This window comes from Acinetobacter sp. V2, from assembly GCF_001188385.1.
GTDB classification, from domain to species: domain Bacteria; phylum Pseudomonadota; class Gammaproteobacteria; order Pseudomonadales; family Moraxellaceae; genus Acinetobacter; species Acinetobacter oleivorans.
In genome coordinates this window covers 459,038-478,465 of sequence record NZ_JZFB01000001.1, presented here as the reverse complement: position 1 = coordinate 478,465, position 19,428 = coordinate 459,038, and the positions used below count along the sequence as shown (strand labels likewise).

Sequence of the window (19,428 nt, the reverse complement as noted above, 5' to 3'; positions counted from 1 at the left end):
AATTCCTTATTTAACCCGTTGTCCGGTAATTTCATTAAAGAACGCTTTGTTATCAGGTTCACGGCCAAGGAAATCTTTAACTAATTCAGCTGCCGGCTTTTGGCTACCTTGCGACAAAATAGTTTGGCGGTAACGCTGTCCAACTTGCGGGTTATTAAGGTTGTCACCATAGGCAGAAAGCATGTCTAAAGCTAAAACCTCAGACCACATATAGCCGTAATAACCTGCTTGATAACCGCCCATCAAATGCCCAAACTGCCCGGGAAATTCTGTTGTTGATACATAACCTAAAGCTGTAGCAGCTTCCATTTTTTGCCAATTTTCTAAAGGTTTTACTTTTAAGGCATCAGCAGTATGCAATGACATATCGTACTGTGCATAAAGAGTCTGACGCGCATAGCGCAAGCCACGACCATAGTTATGTACAGCTTTTAAACGGGCAATTAGTTCGTCATCAACACGTGGACATGCTGGATCACAGTAATCAGCCACTTTAGATAAAGTCTCTTTACGGCGTGCCCACTCTTCATACATTTGAGACGGTGCTTCTACAAAATCACGCTCTACGGATGTTCCAGACTGACTGGCATAACGTGTATTTGATAAAATGCCATGTAAAGCATGGCCAAACTCATGAACAAAAGTTTCAAGCTCGTCACTGTTTAAACCTTTACGGTTAAAATTGGTGACCAAAGCCGAAACGGGCAATCGATTGGTTAAAGTGCTGCCACCGTATACTCCCCAAACGGCAGCATGGCCATATTTCCCTTCACGAGGAAATTTATCCATATATAAGCCGCCAAGAAGCTTTCCTGTTTTTTTGTCAACTACATCGTAATATTCAACTTCATCCTGCCATGCTTTAACTTTGACAGGTTTGAAATCAATGCCATAAAGGTCAGATGAAATGGCAAATAACCATTTTTGAGAAGCTAAAGTGGGGAAATAATCACGAAGTTTTTCCTGATCAATCTGATATTTATTCTTACGAAGTTTTTCACTCCAGTAAGCTTCACTCCAACGTGTGATCTCGGTTTTTTCTAATGGCGTTTTTAAAGTTTGTGCTTTAAATGCACGGAGTTCTTCTACTTCTTTACGTTCAAGTGGTGCTACCGTTTTTTGGACTTCTGCTAAAAATTGATTTACAGCCTCAGGCGTTTTAGCCATACGGTCTTTTAAAACCCAATCTGCATAACTTGCTTTTCCAAATAACTGCGCAAGCTCATAACGCAAATCAATTGCTTGTTTGAGTAGTTTTAAATTTTGCTCAGTACCACGTCGAGTAAAGGCAATTTGATATCTTTTCCGAGCATCATCATTATCTGCCAACTCCATAAAAGGGCGATATTCAGGATATTCAAAACCTAATAAATAATTACCTTTAGCATTTTTCTTTAATGCTGAAATATAACTTTGAGGTAAGCCTTTCATCTCTTCAGGAGTAAACTCAAGTTTCTCCGGATTATCACGGACATTACGGGCATATTCTTGTTCGAGTTTGGTCAACTCATCCAGAATGGCCTTCATTCGTGCACGCTTTACCGGTTCAAGTTGAACACCTGTGTCTTCAAACTGATCTAGAATATCTTGGCGGTATTTTTGGTCAATTGGGCCTGTTGCTTGTGTATTTTTAATTAAGTTATATAGCTTCGGGTTCTGAAATATATCAGTGTGAAACTGATTAATTTTGATTTCACAGTCTTCAGCTGCCTTACGTAATTTTGCATCTGGGTCTACGTTACTATATAGACTTATCGGACCTGAAAAATCCTCAAAATGCGCAAAAATTTTATCCCATTTTGCCAATATAGGTGCCGCTGCTGCATTATCTTTAACAGGCGTTTTTTCAAAAATAGTAATCTGCTGTTGAATCTTTTTTAAATTAGCATCACACCATGCTGGGAGCTGTTGTGCTTTAAGTAATGGCAAAGTAGGACGTGTTGTCTCTGCCGTTGCAAACTGACTTATACCTATGGTCAACATACATAAAGTTGTCATTTTCAATGCATTATTTTTCATCATATCTCCAATTTTTTTCATTTAATGATTAGATTTAGTATGTGTATCGATATCAAAATACATCCACTCAGCATGTAAAATTGGATGCTTTTTATACCCAATGATTTGTGGTTGAGCCAGCATATTTCGGTAGCGTGCATAAGAGACCTGAACAGGCATATACACTTCTAATAAACGTGTCATTTTTCGATAAAGCGCATCTCTCTCAGGACCTGCTTGCATTTGTTGTGTCTGACGATATAACTGATCAAACTCTGGTGTCGAACCACAAGACCAGTTCGTCATATGCGTATTGGGTCCATAAAAATTCTGCATAAAATTATCCCCATCTGGATAATCTGCTATCCATGCAGAAGAACCAAACATACCTTCACATTGTTTTTGCGCTCGAATGAGGTCTGCAAAAAGCATGGGTTTAAAGACCATGCGAATATTTAAACTATCAAAGTTCTTTTTCCAAAGTTCAGCACTTTGCTGCCCAATGCTGTCACTGCGCGCCATATATTCAATGACCAGAGGCTTGCCATTTGGTTGTGTACGCCAACCTGAGGCATCTTTTTTATAGTGATATCGATCTAATAGTAAATTTGCTGCTTTCACGGAATATGGCGTGCTACTTCTATACTGTGGATCGTTACCCACTACCCCTGGTGGAACTGGAAAATCTAAACGCTGAGCATCATCATTTCTTACTAATTTAATTTCTTGATCTATTGAACGAGACATTGCTATTGCACGGCGTAAGGCAATCTTTTCTTTACTCATTCCGCCAACGACCGGATTTTTAAGGTTCCAATAGATATAGCTAATTTCAGGATCAACAATACGAGATAGCTGCACACCTTCTTTAGCAAGTTCAGGTCTTAATTTACCGTCTTTAATTGCTTTTGCGACCAGTTGACCTTCAAGTTGAAATATATCAATTTCACCACGCTGAAATGCCAGCCATCGCGATTGATTTTCTTCCATAACCTGAATATCAATTGTGCCTATTTGAGGCATTTTTTTACCTTTAAGGCGTTTTACAATTGCCTCATCCTCAGGGCTACTGGCAGCAAAGTTCCAAGTAAAACCACGGAAATCAGGATTCGCTTTTAAAACAATACGTGATGCTGGTACCCATTTACTGAGTACATAAGGTCCAGTCCCTACAGGATGGCCCATTACATAACCTGCTTTATCTTTATATTTTTCGATGACTTCACGTGCCACTGCACCTGTAGGGTCATGTGCCAGTAACAAAGGAAAGTTATAATCTGGCTTAACTAAACGAATCACCAAAGTGTATCTATCTGGTGTTTGCAAACCAATTACCTTTTCGTCATAGTTAAATTTTCCAGTTTTATTGGCTGCATTTATTAATGCATCCATACCTTCAATTTTATTCTCTAACAGCCAGCTATTTGGAGAGCGTAAATTCGGGTCCAATAAACGCTTAAAAGAATAAGCATAATCATTGGCTGTTAATTCTCGTGGTTTACCTTTAAAAACAGGGTCATTGGTAAAATAAATACCCTTTTTTATGTGAATGGTATAAGTCAGACCATCGGCACTGACTTCTGGCATGGCTGTGGCTATTTTCGGAACAAGTTTTGCTGGCCTTGCCAAGTAATCATAGGTATATAAAGTTTCAAATATTGAAGTGGTTACATGTGCTGAATATAGATCATGGATATAAGCGGGGTCGAAACCTGTTTCTGCTGTCGGGAATACGTAACGTAGAACTTTATTGGGATCAGCTGGGCTTTTAGCACATAGAGCTGTAGAACCAGTTAATGCCATGCTAGCAAGTAAAAAACTGACACCACAATGCTTGAGCTGTTTTATTAAATTTTCAGTCATATTTATCTTTATCTAAAATTATTTTTTAACAGGGGTAATATCAAGATATTGCCAGTTTGTATTCATCATTGGGTGGGGTTTAAAACCCTTAACTTGTGGCCGTATCAACCAATTACGAATTCGCGTTACATGAATAATCCACGGATTATCTGCTTCAATCTGGCGGTTAAGCTTTTCGTAAAATGGTAGACGTTGTTGGGGTGGTAAATGAGTGGCTTGATTATAAAGAGCATCGTATGTTTTAGACTGGTAACAAGCATGGTTTCCCTGACCAGCATTTGGTCCATACAGTAATTGTGCAAAATTATCTCCCTCAGGATAGTCAGCAATCCATGCGCCGCCCCAAATCATATATTTACATTGAGTGGCGGCTTTTAAGTTATCTGCAAAATTACTCACTTTGAATTCAGCACGAATCCCAATCGCGTCTAGATTTTTTTTCCATAATTCAGAAAGAATAACTGAAGATGAGCTATTTTCATTATTAATTTTTAAAACTAAAGGTTTTCCATTTGGCAAATTTCGATAGCCATCAGCCCCCTTTTTATAACCATAATAATCAAGTAATTTATTTGCCAATAATGGATTATACCCTACGCTACTTCTGTACTTAGGGTTATATCCATTTACACCTTCAGGTATGAACATTTCTGCTCTAACAGCTTGGCCTTTGTAAACCAGTTTTATACTTTCTTTTTGATTATATGCCAACGTAATTGCTCTACGAAGTGCAATCTTTTCTGGGCTAAAACCGCCAATGACCGGATCACGCATGTTCATCATCGTATAGGTCATTTCGGGTTCCTTATACGGGAAGTGCTTAATTCCCCTTTTCTGAAAAGAAGGCTTAAGTTGATTTCCATCTAAAGCTTGAGGAACTGCATCTGCTGTAAGTCTGTCAAAATCTAATTGACCAGACTGAAAAGCTAACCATCTAGACTGTTGTTCTTCAATAATACTGACTACAACCTTACCAATTTGGGGCATTTTCTTACCGCTCATTTCTTTAATAAGCTGGTTATCCCAAGGTGTTCCTGTTGACTTAAAATTCCAGACAAAACCTCGATAATCAGGATTGGCAACTAATTCGACCTTACTTCTTGGAACATATTTACTTAACATGTATGGTCCGGTACCAACTGGGTGCATCCCGATACGATCACCGTAATAATCAACAACCTCTTTTGCAACGCCACCAAAGGTAATGTAAGCAAGAATATAAGGAAAATTAAAATCTTGGCGAGTCAAAGTAAATTGTAGAGTATATCGATCAAGTGCTTTGACCCCAGCAATTGGGGTAGCATAATTAAACTTTCCCGTTTTCTTTGCTTGAGCTACAACTGCATCGGCACCTAACAATTTACCCTCAATAAAAGAAACTGAAGGTGCCCTATTTTCAGGATCTAAAATGCGTTTAACTGCATAGACGTAGTCTTCAGCTACCAGCTCACGGCGTTTACCTTTAAAAGCAGGGTCATTGGTAAAATAAATACCAGGCCTAATTTTAAATGTATAAACTTTACCGTCTTGGTCCACCTTAGGCAGGCTTTCAGCAGTATAAGGAACTAACTGTACGGGACGAGCTAAATAATCATATTTGAGTAAAGGCTCAAATATGGTTTCCGCAATACTAGCACTATAAAAATTGGTGGTTTTAACCATATCGAAGCCATCATCTGGGGCTTCATAGGCAACATGCAAAATTTTGTTTGGTTGCGCAGGCGTTTGGGCGAAAGCACAAGAAACTGATGTAATAGCCAGACTTAGAATGGCGAGCTTAAAAATTTTTAATTTCAAGTTCCTACCTACTTAATTAATTTTTTAAAGATATTATCCTTTTGAGTAACATCTAAATCCGAATAAGAAAAGTTCTTTCTCAATGGACTACTTTCTTCTTTGTAAATTATTAACCTTTCTATTCAATCTTTTATTTGATCGAATGGAAAATATCATAATGAAATTAGAAAGCTGTAACTATCTAATACAAAGCGAATTTCATGCCATATTTTATGATCAAGAATAATTCATATAGAAATATTTAAAATTTACATTTTAATTAGGCACTTAAAACTTCTGGGACTATATAAATAAAAGTAAGTTTTTGCCAAATATTATATTTATATAACTTATTCATTATTAGTCCATAATGCACAATTAAAAGTCATGAATGTTTCATTCTAGTTCATAATTTTTTTATAGACCAAACAAGAAATACCAATATAAGATACTAATTTATATTAAAAAATTAAAAAATAAAAGAAATGTTACATTATACAATTACATTTAAAAAAGTTCTAAAAAGATACAAAAGATACGAATCGATACATGAACAATCCAATAATGATTACTTTTTGTACAAATAATTTTGGAACTTTTGGCCACCGTACAAAAACTTACCAAATGGAAAATTTTTTAGGTGGAGATAAAACACTAGACCCTCACCACAAACATAATAAAATCAATATATATCAATATTTTGCATAAACTAAAAAAAGAAAAATATATAGTTGGCACTTGCTTTGCTTAAAAACTTTCCAGCAATATCGCTAACTACAACAAAAAGGGATCAAATCCACGATGAAAAAAAAATACAATGTTCGATCTCAGGTAACCCCCAAGATTGGCAAAACAATTCTTAAATTAAGTACCCTTAGTTTAAGCATGATGTGTCTTACCATGGCACAAGCAGCAGAAACAGAACAATCAAGCAATGATGATAAACCAGTCAAAGTTGTAAAAGTTGCTGTGACTGGCTCTTCAATCAAGGGAGTTGCAGCTCAAAGTGCTTCACCCATTACTATCGTAAAAGTGGATGAAATTTTAAAACAAGGGGTAACCACAACTGAAGAAGCCTTAGCCAAAATTAGTGCAAACCAATCTAATTTTGTTACTGCCAGCAACGTGGGGACAAGTAAAACAGCTGGTTCAGCGGCAAACTTGAGAGCCTTAGGTGCCAATAAAACACTTGTTTTACTTAATGGTCGTCGATTAGCTGCAAATGCATATGATAGTGGTGTTACCAACTTAAATATTATTCCACTCGCAATGTTAGACCGAATCGAGGTTTTACGAGATGGCGCCTCTTCCATTTATGGGACTGATGCAATTGGCGGGGTAATTAACTTCATTACCAAAAAGCAATTTACGGGACTTAATCTAACCGCAGGCTATCAAAAACCAGAACAAAAAGGCGGCGAGCAGCAAGACTACAGCATTTTTGGCGGTTTTGGTGATTTAGACGAAAATGGCTATAACGTTTTTGGTGTTGTGGACTATCGCAAAGGCGATGATGTCATGGCCAAAGACCGTAAAGTTAGTCGGCGTGGAGGCATATTACCCGAATTAGGTGTCAATAGAACCAGTAGTGGTTCATTCCCTGCCAATGTCCCAGGTTTAGGTAACCCTTACGCATCCACTGGTTGTGGTAATAATCCTCTTAATAGTAACGATGATGGAACTTGTCGATACAATAGCCAAGCTGTGATTGGAATTGTTCCCAAAACAGAAGACATCTCAGCTATGGGCCGAGCTACTTTTAAATTAAATGATAATTTTAACGCGATTGCAGAATATTTGTATGCAAGAAGTGAAGTCACTACTTCAGTTGCGCCAGATGTATTTTTTGATCTGACGCTTGACCCTAGCAGTAAATATTATCCAGGCAATGGTATCACTCCAGCTTTAGCAGGCGCTAAGGGAACTATTCCTCTATATCTACGTTCACAATCAGGTAATCGTGTAAGTAATAGTATTAACCAATCACATAGATTGTTTGCTGGTATTGAGGGTGAAACTCATGGTTGGGATATTAATTCTGGCGTTACCTATGCTCATAGTAGTGCATCAGATGCTCTCGTAAGTGGTTACTTAAATTATGATAAAACTCAAGAAGCTTTAAGCAATGGCACCTTAAATCCATTCGGACCACAAAACCCTGAGGATAGCAATGCTTGGAATGAGTTAGGAGTTGAAGGTAAATATTTAAAAGCTAATCTAAATACGACTACTGTCGATTTCACTGCAAGTAGACCTATATTTAAATTACCAGCAGGAGACGTGGCTTTTGCAGTTGGGGCAAGCTATCGTTATGAAGATTGGACTTCAAAAGTTATGGCGGATATTGCCCGTGTAGCTCCAAGTGCAGGTAGCGATCCAGATGAGCCAGAAAATACTGGCGATCGCAATATTAAATCTGTATTTACCGAATTTCATATCCCCCTTCATAAAACTTTAGAAGCTCAAATTGCTGCTCGTTATGATGACTATAACGATTTCGGTGATACTTTTAATCCAAAATTTGCACTTCGTTGGGAACCTATTAAACAGTTAATGTTCCGCACAACTTATAGTACAGGTTTCAGAGCTCCAACACTTTGGGAGGTTAATGGTCCAAATTCAGTAACCAACACAGGTGCATCATATGATGATCCAGTACTTTGCACAGGTGGCGAAGTACAACCAGGAGGGAAAAAAGAACGTGATTGTAATATGCAATTCGACAGACAAAATGGAGGGAATAAAACTCTAGATCCAGAAGAGTCAAAGTCTTTTACTGCAGGCTTAGTATTTGAACCAATTAAAAATTTAGCCTTCACTCTTGATTACTTCAATATCGAAGTCGACAAGCAAATTGCTACTCTTTCGGAAACTGCTATTTTTAATGACCCTGTGAAATATGCAGACAAATTTGTACGTAATCCTGATGGCTCATTAGATTATATTATTACAACACAACAAAATTTAGGTGGAATTAAAACTTCTGGTTTCGACGTCGGCTTAAGTTGGGTTTCTCCAATGACTGCTACAGGTCGTTTCGGTTTCAACATTGATGGTACATATATAACAGACTATAAATATCAAGCCGAACCAGATGGAGAATGGATAGGTGTTGCTGGATCATATAGTGGCTTAGACTATCAATCTATTATTCTGCGCTGGAAACATACCGCAAACCTAAATTGGAATTATGAAAACTGGGCTTTAAATCTGCAACAGAACTTCTCTCGTGGATACCAAGATCAAAACTCTAACGACCAAAACCATAGAGTCAGCGACTATACAACATACAACATTTCAGGCACTTATAAAGGCTTTAAAAATCTAGAAGTGACCGCTGGTATTAAAAATATTTTTGATGAAGACCCTCCTGCTTCTAATGTAATTGATAACTTTCAAATGGGATATGACCCACGTTACGCAGATCCTTTAGGGCGTACGTACTTTGTACGAGGTACATATAAGTTCTAAATGGTTGTTCTGCAAACATGACTTTAAACATCGTGTTTGCAGACCGAATACTCACCCTTAGTCAAACATTAATTTAAGAATTGTTTGTCTCAAGTTTCAGGAGTAACTATGGGCATGACTTTTACAGACATAGAAAATAAATCTGCAAAGCGCCTTATTGGTATTGCCGCAGTACTTTTTCTGCATCTTATTGTTGCCTATATTCTGATGTCAGGTTTAGCAAACAATATTCAAAAACCAGCAGAAAAACCTGTGGAATTACAAATTATTCAAGATATTAAACCGCCTCCTCCACCTAAACCAGAGGAGCCAAAACCTAAGGAAAAACCGCCTGAACCTCCTAAAATGGTAGAAAAAGTTGCCAAAGTTCCTGAGCCGCCTAAACAAGTAGAGAAAGTGGCGACACCGGTACAAAAAACAACACCAGTAGCTCAACCAACTAAAGTTGCTACCCCAGCTCCTGCTGCGCCTAGTACCCCATCACCAAGCCCTGTTGCCGCACCAGCTCCAGTGGCAGCTGCCCCAGCTCCTAAACCAGCTGGCGTAACTCGCGGTGTTTCGGAAGGTTCTGCTGGCTGTGAAAAACCGGAATATCCTCGTGAAGCACTGATGAATGAAGAACAAGGTACGGTGCGTATACGTGTTTTGGTTGATACTTCAGGCAAAGTCATTGATGCCAAAGTAAAAAAATCAAGTGGCAGCAAAACCTTAGATAAAGCAGCAACTAAAGCTTACAGCTTATGTACATTCAAACCAGCAATGAAAGATGGCGTGCCTCAGCAAGACTGGTATGAAATTGAATATCCATTCGTAATTGAATAAACAATTGAATTAGTCAGAAATTAAAAAATATTGGAGATAATATGATGAAAAAATCAACTCAACCGCTAGTACGTTTCGCTTCGGCAAGTTTAATCGCAGCTTGCTCATTACTTCCATTAAACTCGGTTTTTGCAGAAGAAACGAGTAATGCTCCAGTGGCAACAGCAACCGCTGAAGCTACTTCAAATGCAAATACTCCAACTCCACCACCGAAACCAGCAACAAGCGAAACTGTTAAAAACCCTTATGGTCTAGAAGCGCTTTGGCGTGAAGGAGACTTAGTCGCTAAATCTACCTTATTTATATTAGTACTGATGTCTATTGGCACGTGGTACATCATTATTTCAAAATTCTTACAACAAGCTAAAGTAAAACGACAAGGCAAAGAGGCAGAGAAAAGTTTTTGGGAAGCAACTTCACTAGATAATGCAGCTGATAATTTAGAACAAAGTAGCGCATATCGCTTTATTGCAGAAAAAGGCATTAACTCAACTAAATCGCACGGCGGCTCTTTACTTGAGCGAATCGATTTTAATACATGGGTGAGCATATCAATTCAACGCGCAATTGAAAAAATACAAAATCACTTAGGTGGTGGTTTAGCTTTCTTAGCAACCGTTGGATCAACGGCACCCTTTGTTGGTCTTTTTGGTACGGTTTGGGGAATTTATCACGCATTAACAGCCATCGGGATTTCAGGTCAGGCATCTATTGATAAAGTTGCTGGTCCTGTCGGTGAAGCTTTAATTATGACAGCTATTGGTCTTGCAGTCGCAGTACCCGCTGTACTTGGTTACAACTGGCTAACTCGCCGTAATAAAGCCGTTATGGAAAATGTTCGTTCATTTGGTTCAGATTTACACGCAGTTTTATTAAGCGGAGAAATTAGTACCAATAATTCGGTTAACCGCAGCATTAAATAACGAGGAGCAAACGTTATGGGTATGAGTGTTGGTTCTGAAGATGACGATGAAATGATTGGTGCAATTAATACGACGCCTCTGGTTGATGTCATGTTGGTTTTACTTATTATTTTTCTAATTACGATTCCGGTAGTTACACATACGGTTCCAGTGAAATTACCAGAAGAAAAAAATACGCCATATGCCACCACACCTGAAAATATTCAACTTTCTGTGAACAAAAAAGGAGATATTTTCTGGAATGAAAGCTATGTGCCTAATAAAGAAATATTGTTATCAAAGCTTCAAGCAGTTGCACAAAAAAGGCCTCAGCCAGAAGTTCATATTCGTGGAGACCAGCTTACTCATTTTGAGGCGATAGATCAGGTCATTAGCACGACCAAACAAGCTGGTATTGGCAAAATTGCATTTGTTACTACCCCTCCAGCCTCCCAGTAATTATTTTAAGGAGAATTTTATGGGTATGAATGTCGGTTCAAATAATGATGACGATGTGATGTTAGAGGTCAACATGACACCTCTTATTGATGTCATGTTGGTACTTATTATTATGTTCATTATTACCATCCCTGCACCAAACAACGCGATTAATATTAATTTGCCAAACGGCACACCGCCTCCAACAAATGAAAAGCCACCTGAAGTGATTGATGTAAGAATTGACGCAGCAGGTAAAGTGTTTTGGAATAACCAGCAGGTTTCAGACCGCACCGCACTAGAGACTTTATTTCAAAGTGTGGTTGCTAAAAAAGATCAAGACCAGATCAAACTTAAACCAGATCAAATGGCTGAATATAAAAATGTAGCGATGGTCATGGCTACAGCGCAGCGTTTAGGTGTCACCAAAATTGGAATTGTGAGCAGTAACTAATATTGCTTTTAAATCTATTCTATTACTTCATACGCTAACTGGAATTTTCAGTTAGCGTTTTTTTTGAAGGGAAATATTCAACTCTAAAATAATATCTCCACATTCATCATATTCTCCAGTTTCTATAAAACCCAATTTTTTATAAAGTTTTCCAGCATAATGATTAGATGATTTATACATAGTTCGAATTCGTTTAGCTCCTTTTGTAAATATTTCATCAATTGCAATTTGCAATGCTTCGGTACCATAACCTTTAGCTTGATTATTTTTATCAATCATAAAACGAAATAACCAGAATAATGTCTCATCAGGTGGATCAATTTCGACGCAATACATTAAGAACCCAATGACGTCATTATTGAAACAGATCACTCTTGGACAGTAATGTTCTTCCACTTTAGACTCAGCAATAGAATAAACATTTGGTGCAACATAGTCTTTTTGAGATTCATCTAATGATAATTTTGCGCATAGAAGCCAATTCTCACGATCTAGACTTTTCAAATTAATCAAATTCAAAAATCCTTTAGAGATACATTTTCTTAGTTTAAGCAAAAAATATACCGAGAACAAAAAAAGCCTCCGAAGAGGCTTTTTTTATGACAGGTTAAAATTAGTCACCTGTATAACCTTTTAACTTTAAACGAGCAGCATGAAGTAACGGCTCAGTATAACCTGAAGGCTGTTCACAACCTTTAAAGATGAGGTCAGAAGCGGCTTGGAAAGCAATGTTAGTTTCAAAGTTAGCAGCCATTGGTTTATACAATGGGTCATTCGCATTTTGCTCATCAACAATTTTTGCCATGCGTTTAAGCACTTCTTCAACTTGTTCACGAGTCACAATACCGTGACGTAACCAGTTTGCTACGTGTTGAGAAGAAATACGTAATGTTGCACGGTCTTCCATTAAGCCTACATTATTAATGTCAGGAACTTTCGAACAACCTACCCCTAAGTCAACCCAACGAACAACGTAACCCAAAATACCTTGGCAATTATTTTCAAGCTCATTGTTGATTTCTTCCGCTGACCAGTTTGTTTCTGGTGCAAACGGAGGAGTCAACAAGTCATCTAATGACAACATTTCTTCAGCTTTCAACTGATCTTGACGTGCTTTAACATTCACTTGATGGTAATGCATCGCATGAAGTACTGCGCCTGCTGGAGATGGAACCCAAGCACATGAAGCACCCGCATTTGGATGTGCAGCTTTAGTTGCCAACATATCTTTCATGCTATCTGGTTTTGGCCACATGCCTTTACCAATCTGTGCTTTACCTTGTAAACCAGTCTTCAAACCAATTGCAACGTTACGGTTCTCGTAAGCAGCAATCCATTTTTGTGTTTTTACGGCTTCTTTGCGAACAACTGGTGCAGCTTCCATTGAAGTATGAATTTCATCACCAGTACGGTCCATGAAACCAGTATTAATAAAGATCGTACGGTCTTTTGCAGCAGCAATACAGTTTTTCAAGTTTACAGATGTACGGCGCTCTTCATCCATAATACCGATTTTTAACGATTTAGGCGGTAAGCCAATCGCTTGTTCAGCACGTTCAAATAACTCTACAGCAAACGCAACTTCTTCTGGACCATGCATTTTTGGCTTAACAATATACATAGAACCTTTACGAGAGTTCTTATTTTCGTTTTCACTACGGATGTCCGCAACTGACAACAATGGTGTTACCAATGCATCCATAATACCTTCGAAAATCTCTTCCCCATCTACTAAAATAGCTGGGTTAGTCATTAAGTGACCTACGTTACGAAGCAACATAAGTGAACGGCCATGAAGTTTCGTTGTACCACCAATTAAGTTTTTAATTTCGCGGTCTTTATTTAAATCACGAACAATCGTTTTACCATTTTTCTCGATAGATTCTTGAAGCGTACCTTTCATTAAACCTAACCAGTTACGGTAACCTTCAACTTTTTCTTCAGCATCTACTGCCGCAACAGAATCTTCTAAATCCTGAATAGTAGTTACAGCCGCTTCGAATGTTAGGTCTTTAACACCCGCTAAATCAGTTTGACCAATTGGGCTAGATGCATCAATTTCGATAATGACATGAAGGCCATTACTTAAAAGAACAACTTCTGTAGGGTTCGCTTCTTCACCGTTGAAACCAACGAACTGAGCTTCATGAGCTAAACCTGTTTTTGAACCATCTTTCAAAGTCACAACAAGTTTGTTTTGCTCAATTGCATATTTTGTCGCATCTGCATGTGAACCTTGTGCAAGTGGGAAAACTTCATTTAAGAAGTTTTTAGCGAACTCAATCACTTTTGCACCACGTACAGGGTTATATCCTTTACCTTTTTCAGCTCCGCCTTCTTCAGAAATTACATCGAAGCCGTAAAGTGCATCATATAAAGAGCCCCAACGCGCATTTGCTGCATTTAAGCTATAACGTGCATTACGTACAGGTACAACTAACTGTGGCCCTGCCAATAATGCGATTTCTTCATCAACGTTTTCAGTTGTAATTTGAAAATCTTCAACTTCTGGCAATAAATAACCAATTTCTGTTAAGAACGCCTTATAAGCACCTAATTCAAATTTATTGTTGCGGTGCCATTCATCAATTTTTGCTTGTAATTCATCACGCTTAGCCAATAATGCTTTATTTTTTGGGCTAAGATCGACAACAACTTGCTCAAAGTTCTTCCAGTAAGTTTCACTATCTAAACCAGTACCTGGTAAAGCTTCATTTTCGATAAAATCGTAAAGTTCTTTAGCAATCGCTAACTTGCCTTTTTGAATACGTGCAGTCATTGTCTTTCCTGAAGTTGCTACTTTTTATACCAAGAGAATCCTAGTATACCGATTTAAATTAAGCTGAATACTAATATCACATTCCTAAATAGTAAGCATTTTCCCTTGTAAAACTATTGACAAAGATAAATTTTTCTATATAGGAAATATTAAAATTCTAACTAGGATTCCCAACAATTTATTCAATATTTAAAGATACTGAAACTAGACTTTTTGTTAACAGACAAAAAATTCCACTATCTTATTTTTCTAAAGCGTATTTAGTTATATCAAACTTTGCAGCATGAAAAAGCATTATTTAACTAAAATTATCTATTTTTGTTGTAAAAAAAGCGCCCTATAAAGAGCGCTTTTTAAATCTATTTTTATGCGTTTTTAGTTTCATCAATATGGCGATGTTCTGAATGCAAATATTCATCCGATTGCATTTCCAATAAACGCGAACGAGTACGCTCAATTTCAAAGGCTAATTTTTCACCTTGATAAATATCAATAATACTATCTTGCGAAGTTAAAAGTAGTTTTACTCCACGATCATAGAACTCATCGACTAAGTAGATAAAACGACGTGTACCTTCAGACAAGAAATCTGTTAAATGCGGAACATTACTTACCAGAACCGTATTATAGATATTTGCAATTTCAATAAAATCTGCTGGGCTGCGTGGTTTAAAGCAAAGTTCAGAAAACTCACACCACAACACATCTTCTGTATGTCCTAGAGTCTCGACCACACGATTATTAATCACAATCGGCTCTTGAGAGTGAGCTTGTGTGTGAGTTAAAGCGCTAAAACGTTCCGCCATCCAACTTTGCACTTCATTACTTAATGGTGATTTAAATAATTGAGCTTGCTTTAAGACACGTAAACGATAATCCACACCTGCATCTACGTTTAAAACAGTACAGTTCTTTTTAACCATTTCAATTGTTGGCAAGAAACGGTCACGATGAATACCGTTTTTATATAAACCGTCTGGTGCAATGTTTGATGTAGCAATCAATGTCACACCACGAACAAACAATTTTTGGAATAAATCACTCAAGATCATTGCATCAGTTACGTTTGATACAAAGAACTCATCAAAACAAATAACCACTGCATCTTTATAAATTTGGTCAGCCACAATTTCAAGTGGGTTACGTTGACCAGAAAGCTTATTTAACTCTTTATGAACATGTTGCATGAAATGATGAAAATGCATACGTGTTTTACGACGAAATGGCACTGACTCATAAAATTGATCCATAAGCCAAGTTTTTCCACGGCCTACTCCACCCCACATATAGACACCTTTAGGTGAAGTTTGGCGGCGAAAACGACGGAAAGCTTTTTTAGAGGCTTTATAACGGTTTAAAAGTTCTTTCCATACACGATCTAATTCTTGCACTGCCTGTGCTTGCGCTTCATCTGCCATAAACTGGCCTGAAGCTAAAGCCTCAGCATAGCGTTCTGCTGGGGAAGAAGGTGAGAATGCAGTACTATGAGAAGATTTTAAATTTAACATATCGTTTTATTTCAATTTTAACTGATAGGAGTATAGCGAACATTTTGTTCAACCACATTAGCTTTTAGCATCAAGAATTACGACGATGACTCTTTGCCATATTGTCGAGGACTCTGCCCAAACCATCGTTTAAATGCATGATTAAATGCCGCTGGTTCAGAATAACCGAGTAAGTCGGCAATAACTTCTATTGAGTATTCTCTATATTCCATAAGCTTTAATGCCTTATTCTTGATGATTTGTTCACGAATTTGCTTATAACTCGTATTTAACTGTTGCAATTGATGCCTTAAAGTCCTTTCAGGCATTTTCAATGCAAAAGCTGTTTCCGCCATGCTCGGGATAATTCCTTGTTGCAACTCAAGATAATCTTGCACACATTGTATGATATGTGGAGTTTGGTGATCTTGTTGATTCAATCTTGTTATTTCTGTAATACATTTTGATTCATAAATACGATGTGTAATGATGTCCGCAGATGGGATTTTGATTTCAAGCACATCCTTGCTTAGGCTAAATGCTGCATATTTACCATTAAAGTGCACATCATCGCCATAGTATGCAAAATAGCGAGATAAGGTCTCTGAATCCGTTGGTTTTTCAAATGGAAGTTCTATACGCATAGCGGGCATTTCTAATCCCATCATCATATAAATATCTTGAATAAATTTATAAGTTCCTGAAACTTCACATTGTGCCCGCAACTGTCCCACTTGGGTTTTCAAATCAACAGGCAAATAATTTAAGATGGTTCGCTCATCCGTTTCATAAAGCCCTAAAGCACCAAACAAATGAGTAAGTCTTTGATATTTTATTCCTTTAGTTAATGCAGTTTGAACATCATTACTTGTTACAAGCAACATAAGTAGTGGTCCGTAACCGGCCAAAGCATAATGCTGTCCAATGAATAGACCCTTTTCAGGCTCAACATTTTCGCTAATAATTTGTTGTATATCCCATTCTAAGCGATCATGAATTGTGGAGCTCGGATCTAAAGCATCAACCTTAATTCCTATACCAGCCAAACGTGAGTCGACATCAATGCCCGCATTGCGCATTCCTTGAATTAAATACATTAAACCAAGTATCGACCGTTTCATTCTTCTATCAATTTCCCTAGACTCAAATGTTTTACTATAAAGAAGAAAGAAAATTAATTGCCGAATCTATCAATTTTCACGTCGATACAATCATGTTTAAACTGATCAAAAAACGTTAGTCTTGCCTGCAATCCTCTTTTCAGCTTATGCAGGGTTTCCAATGCTAAACACAAAGCAAGATGCTATTCAAAAAACTAAAATCGCTATTATTGGTGCTGGATTTGGTGGCCTAGCAATGGCAATTCGCTTACTGCAAAATCAACAGCAAGACTTTGTTATTTTAGAAAAATCAGATGATGTTGGTGGAACCTGGCGCGAAAATCGCTACCCTGGTGCGGCATGTGATGTTCAATCTCATATGTATTCTCTCTCGTTTGCCCCTAAAACAGACTGGTCGAAACGTTACGCTGAAGGACCAGAAATATTTAAATATATTCAAGATATTACAGAAAAATATAAGATTAAAAATTACTGTAAGTTCAATCACGATGTAACTCATGTTCAATATGATGAAATGCGTCACGTCTGGACTCTTGATTTTAAAAATCAGCCTTCGATTGAAGCTCAATTTGTAGTTTTTGCATCAGGTCCCCTACATATTCCACAAATCCCTCATATTCAAGGCATCGAAAAATTCAAAGGAAAAGTTTTTCATTCTTCACAGTGGGAACACGACTATAACCTAAATGGTAAATCAGTCGCATCTATTGGTACTGGTGGTAGTGCGATTCAATATATTCCAGAAATAGCTGGAGATGTTAAACAGCTCTATGTATTCCAAAGAACAGCAGCTTGGGTAATACCACGAGATGAACGCAAATACTCTCGTTTAAGTAAAGCATTATTCAAATCTTCTAATCTTTATCGTCAAATTCATCGTAGTCGTCTTTATTGGAGTAATGAGTCGCGCGTTGTACCTATTGTTCAACCCCAAATTATGAAATATGGTCAAAAGTTGGCAGAAGCTTTCATTCGCTTCCAAGTGAAAGACAAAGAAGTAGCCAAGAAACTTACACCTGACTTTGTGATGGGATGTAAACGTATTCTTATTTCAAATAAATACTTCCCTACATTTAACCGTAAAAATGTTGAGCTAGTAACGGATAGTATTCAAGAAATTAAAGAAAACAGTATTGTCACTAAAGATGGTAAAGAACGATCTATCGATTGTTTAATTTATGGTACTGGTTTTATTACTGACCCACGTATTTACTTGAAACATTTCACTTGTATTGGACGCAATCAAGTTGAGTTAAAACAGGCTTGGAAAAATGGTGCAGAAAGTTATTATGGCATTATGACTAAAAACTTTCCTAATTTATTCCAATTAGTCGGCCCTAATACAGTATTAGGTCATAATTCGATTATTTTTATGATTGAATCTCAAGTAAATTACATTTTACAACTCATCCAACTTGTAGAAAAATCTGGGCAAAAAGCAGTTGAGATTAAACCAGAAGTTCAAGATGCTTTTAACGAGCGGGTCCAAACTCAGCTTCAAGGAACTGTGTGGCAAGCTGGAGGTTGTAGTAGCTGGTATCAATCTGCCGATGGAAAAAACTTTTCACTATGGCCTACCTATACATGGAAGTACTGGTTAGAAACGCGCAAAGTTAATCCTAAAGATTATTTACTCTTAAATAAAAGTGCACAGAGCTATGCAGCTTAAAATGTTCAAGACATAATAGGTGGGTTAAAACAATCCACCTATTATTATATGCAATCTTTTTATCTCATCATTCAAATTTTTTTAGCACTTGCTTCCGGCTATTTTCTTGCACCCAAACTATCTTTAAATATTCAAAAGTTTATTTTTAAAATATTGCCCTATTTTTCTTATATTCTCTTAGCAAGTGTAGCTTTAGAATTAACACTAGCACTTGATCAAATTGAGAATCCTTCTGCCATACTTCCACCCGCTATTATTATTGCACTTACAACATCTTTCGGTTCTTTCTTTACCTGCTTATTGGCTTATACAATTTTTGATAAACAAAGTGTCAAAGGCAAAATTTCACTTCAACTTTTTGTAAATGCTTTAAAAAATATTGCAAAGGCCTTTCTTGCTTTAGGCGTGGGTGTTCTATTAGGAGCTATTGCCACTCAATTCAATTCACATATAGCCTTTAATAGTTGGTATTTATTATTACTATTTATTTTCTTAATTGGTATTGAACTTGCCTTCACTCATTTCAACCGTACGTGGTTAAGCTGGAAGATTTTAATTGTACCTTTGGCTGCATTTATCGGCTCATGTATAGCGGGCTTCTTTAACTACTTTTTGCTTAGCAAGCATTTTGCACTGAATGAGACGTTA

General features: G+C 37.3%; 14 protein-coding genes. 7 read left to right on the top strand and 7 right to left on the bottom strand.

Features of this window, described 5'->3' with window-relative positions; genetic code table 11:
- Nucleotides 1-6: 6 nt before the first annotated feature.
- The 3 genes from UC75_RS02210 to UC75_RS02200 are packed head-to-tail and all read right to left on the bottom strand — an operon-like array spanning nt 7 to nt 5,658.
- Nucleotides 7-2,040 carry a M3 family metallopeptidase gene (locus tag UC75_RS02210; RefSeq protein ID WP_128825112.1) on the bottom strand — a complete coding sequence of 678 codons (2,034 nt, stop codon included), beginning with the start codon at nt 2,038-2,040 and terminating at the stop codon, nt 7-9.
- On the bottom strand, nt 2,041-3,861 hold the full coding sequence (locus tag UC75_RS02205) for an ABC transporter substrate-binding protein (RefSeq protein ID WP_049836535.1): 1,821 nt from the start codon (nt 3,859-3,861) through the stop codon (nt 2,041-2,043).
- Nucleotides 3,862-3,879: 18 nt separating this feature from the next.
- Entirely contained in the window at nt 3,880-5,658 is a 1,779-nt protein-coding gene (locus tag UC75_RS02200) for an ABC transporter substrate-binding protein (RefSeq protein ID WP_049836534.1), read from the bottom strand.
- A gap of 780 nt (nt 5,659-6,438) precedes the next feature.
- Here UC75_RS02200 and UC75_RS02195 point away from each other — a divergent pair.
- The 5 genes from UC75_RS02195 to UC75_RS02175 all read left to right on the top strand — a co-directional run bounded on the left by UC75_RS02195 (nt 6,439) and on the right by UC75_RS02175 (nt 11,724).
- A complete protein-coding gene (locus UC75_RS02195; RefSeq protein ID WP_049836533.1) occupies nt 6,439-9,108 on the top strand; it encodes a TonB-dependent receptor in 2,670 nt (889 codons plus the stop codon).
- A gap of 108 nt (nt 9,109-9,216) precedes the next feature.
- The gene (locus UC75_RS02190; protein ID WP_005304763.1) at nt 9,217-9,930 is read left to right on the top strand and encodes an energy transducer TonB; all 714 of its coding nucleotides are present in this window, start codon (nt 9,217-9,219) and stop codon (nt 9,928-9,930) included.
- Between the two features lie 41 nt (nt 9,931-9,971).
- Nucleotides 9,972-10,853, top strand: a complete 882-nt coding sequence (locus tag UC75_RS02185) for a MotA/TolQ/ExbB proton channel family protein (RefSeq protein WP_004792695.1) — start codon at nt 9,972-9,974, stop codon at nt 10,851-10,853.
- 15 nt (nt 10,854-10,868) lie between these two features.
- Nucleotides 10,869-11,291, top strand: a complete 423-nt coding sequence (locus UC75_RS02180) for an ExbD/TolR family protein (protein ID WP_004792697.1) — start codon at nt 10,869-10,871, stop codon at nt 11,289-11,291.
- Between the two features lie 19 nt (nt 11,292-11,310).
- The gene (locus tag UC75_RS02175; RefSeq protein WP_013198067.1) at nt 11,311-11,724 is read left to right on the top strand and encodes an ExbD/TolR family protein; all 414 of its coding nucleotides are present in this window, start codon (nt 11,311-11,313) and stop codon (nt 11,722-11,724) included.
- Between the two features lie 51 nt (nt 11,725-11,775).
- On the opposite strand, the gene UC75_RS02170 is transcribed toward UC75_RS02175, so the two are convergent.
- The 4 genes from UC75_RS02170 to UC75_RS02155 form a co-directional block, all read right to left on the bottom strand.
- Nucleotides 11,776-12,237 carry a GNAT family N-acetyltransferase gene (locus tag UC75_RS02170; RefSeq protein WP_049836532.1) on the bottom strand — a complete coding sequence of 154 codons (462 nt, stop codon included), beginning with the start codon at nt 12,235-12,237 and terminating at the stop codon, nt 11,776-11,778.
- A 100-nt stretch (nt 12,238-12,337) separates the two neighbouring features.
- Nucleotides 12,338-14,503, bottom strand: a complete 2,166-nt coding sequence (locus UC75_RS02165; protein ID WP_049836531.1) for a malate synthase G — start codon at nt 14,501-14,503, stop codon at nt 12,338-12,340.
- Between the two features lie 365 nt (nt 14,504-14,868).
- Nucleotides 14,869-16,011 (bottom strand): cell division protein ZapE, encoded by a 1,143-nt coding sequence (zapE, locus tag UC75_RS02160; RefSeq protein WP_005304748.1) that lies wholly within the window; start codon nt 16,009-16,011, stop codon nt 14,869-14,871.
- 77 nt (nt 16,012-16,088) lie between these two features.
- The gene (locus UC75_RS02155; RefSeq protein WP_049836530.1) at nt 16,089-17,111 is read right to left on the bottom strand and encodes an AraC family transcriptional regulator; all 1,023 of its coding nucleotides are present in this window, start codon (nt 17,109-17,111) and stop codon (nt 16,089-16,091) included.
- A gap of 121 nt (nt 17,112-17,232) precedes the next feature.
- Between UC75_RS02155 and UC75_RS02150 the strand changes: the two genes are divergently transcribed.
- The gene (locus tag UC75_RS02150; RefSeq protein ID WP_128825111.1) at nt 17,233-18,780 is read left to right on the top strand and encodes a flavin-containing monooxygenase; all 1,548 of its coding nucleotides are present in this window, start codon (nt 17,233-17,235) and stop codon (nt 18,778-18,780) included.
- 48 nt (nt 18,781-18,828) lie between these two features.
- On the top strand, nt 18,829-19,428 hold a 600-nt coding region (locus tag UC75_RS02145), incomplete at its 3' end, for a LysO family transporter (protein WP_228137024.1).

Bases quoted from the DNA above. Each gene is read 5' to 3' on its own strand.
- UC75_RS02175 (WP_013198067.1), top strand. From the start codon at position 11,311: ATGGGTATGAATGTCGGTTCAAATAATGATGACGATGTGATGTTAGAG.
- UC75_RS02155 (WP_049836530.1), bottom strand. From the start codon at position 17,111: ATGAAACGGTCGATACTTGGTTTAATGTATTTAATTCAAGGAATGCGC.
- zapE (WP_005304748.1), bottom strand. From the start codon at position 16,011: ATGTTAAATTTAAAATCTTCTCATAGTACTGCATTCTCACCTTCTTCC.
- UC75_RS02180 (WP_004792697.1), top strand. From the start codon at position 10,869: ATGGGTATGAGTGTTGGTTCTGAAGATGACGATGAAATGATTGGTGCA.
- UC75_RS02195 (WP_049836533.1), top strand. From the start codon at position 6,439: ATGAAAAAAAAATACAATGTTCGATCTCAGGTAACCCCCAAGATTGGC.
- UC75_RS02210 (WP_128825112.1), bottom strand. From the start codon at position 2,040: ATGAAAAAAATTGGAGATATGATGAAAAATAATGCATTGAAAATGACA.
- UC75_RS02165 (WP_049836531.1), bottom strand. From the start codon at position 14,503: ATGACTGCACGTATTCAAAAAGGCAAGTTAGCGATTGCTAAAGAACTT.
- UC75_RS02185 (WP_004792695.1), top strand. From the start codon at position 9,972: ATGATGAAAAAATCAACTCAACCGCTAGTACGTTTCGCTTCGGCAAGT.
- UC75_RS02205 (WP_049836535.1), bottom strand. From the start codon at position 3,861: ATGACTGAAAATTTAATAAAACAGCTCAAGCATTGTGGTGTCAGTTTT.
- UC75_RS02190 (WP_005304763.1), top strand. From the start codon at position 9,217: ATGGGCATGACTTTTACAGACATAGAAAATAAATCTGCAAAGCGCCTT.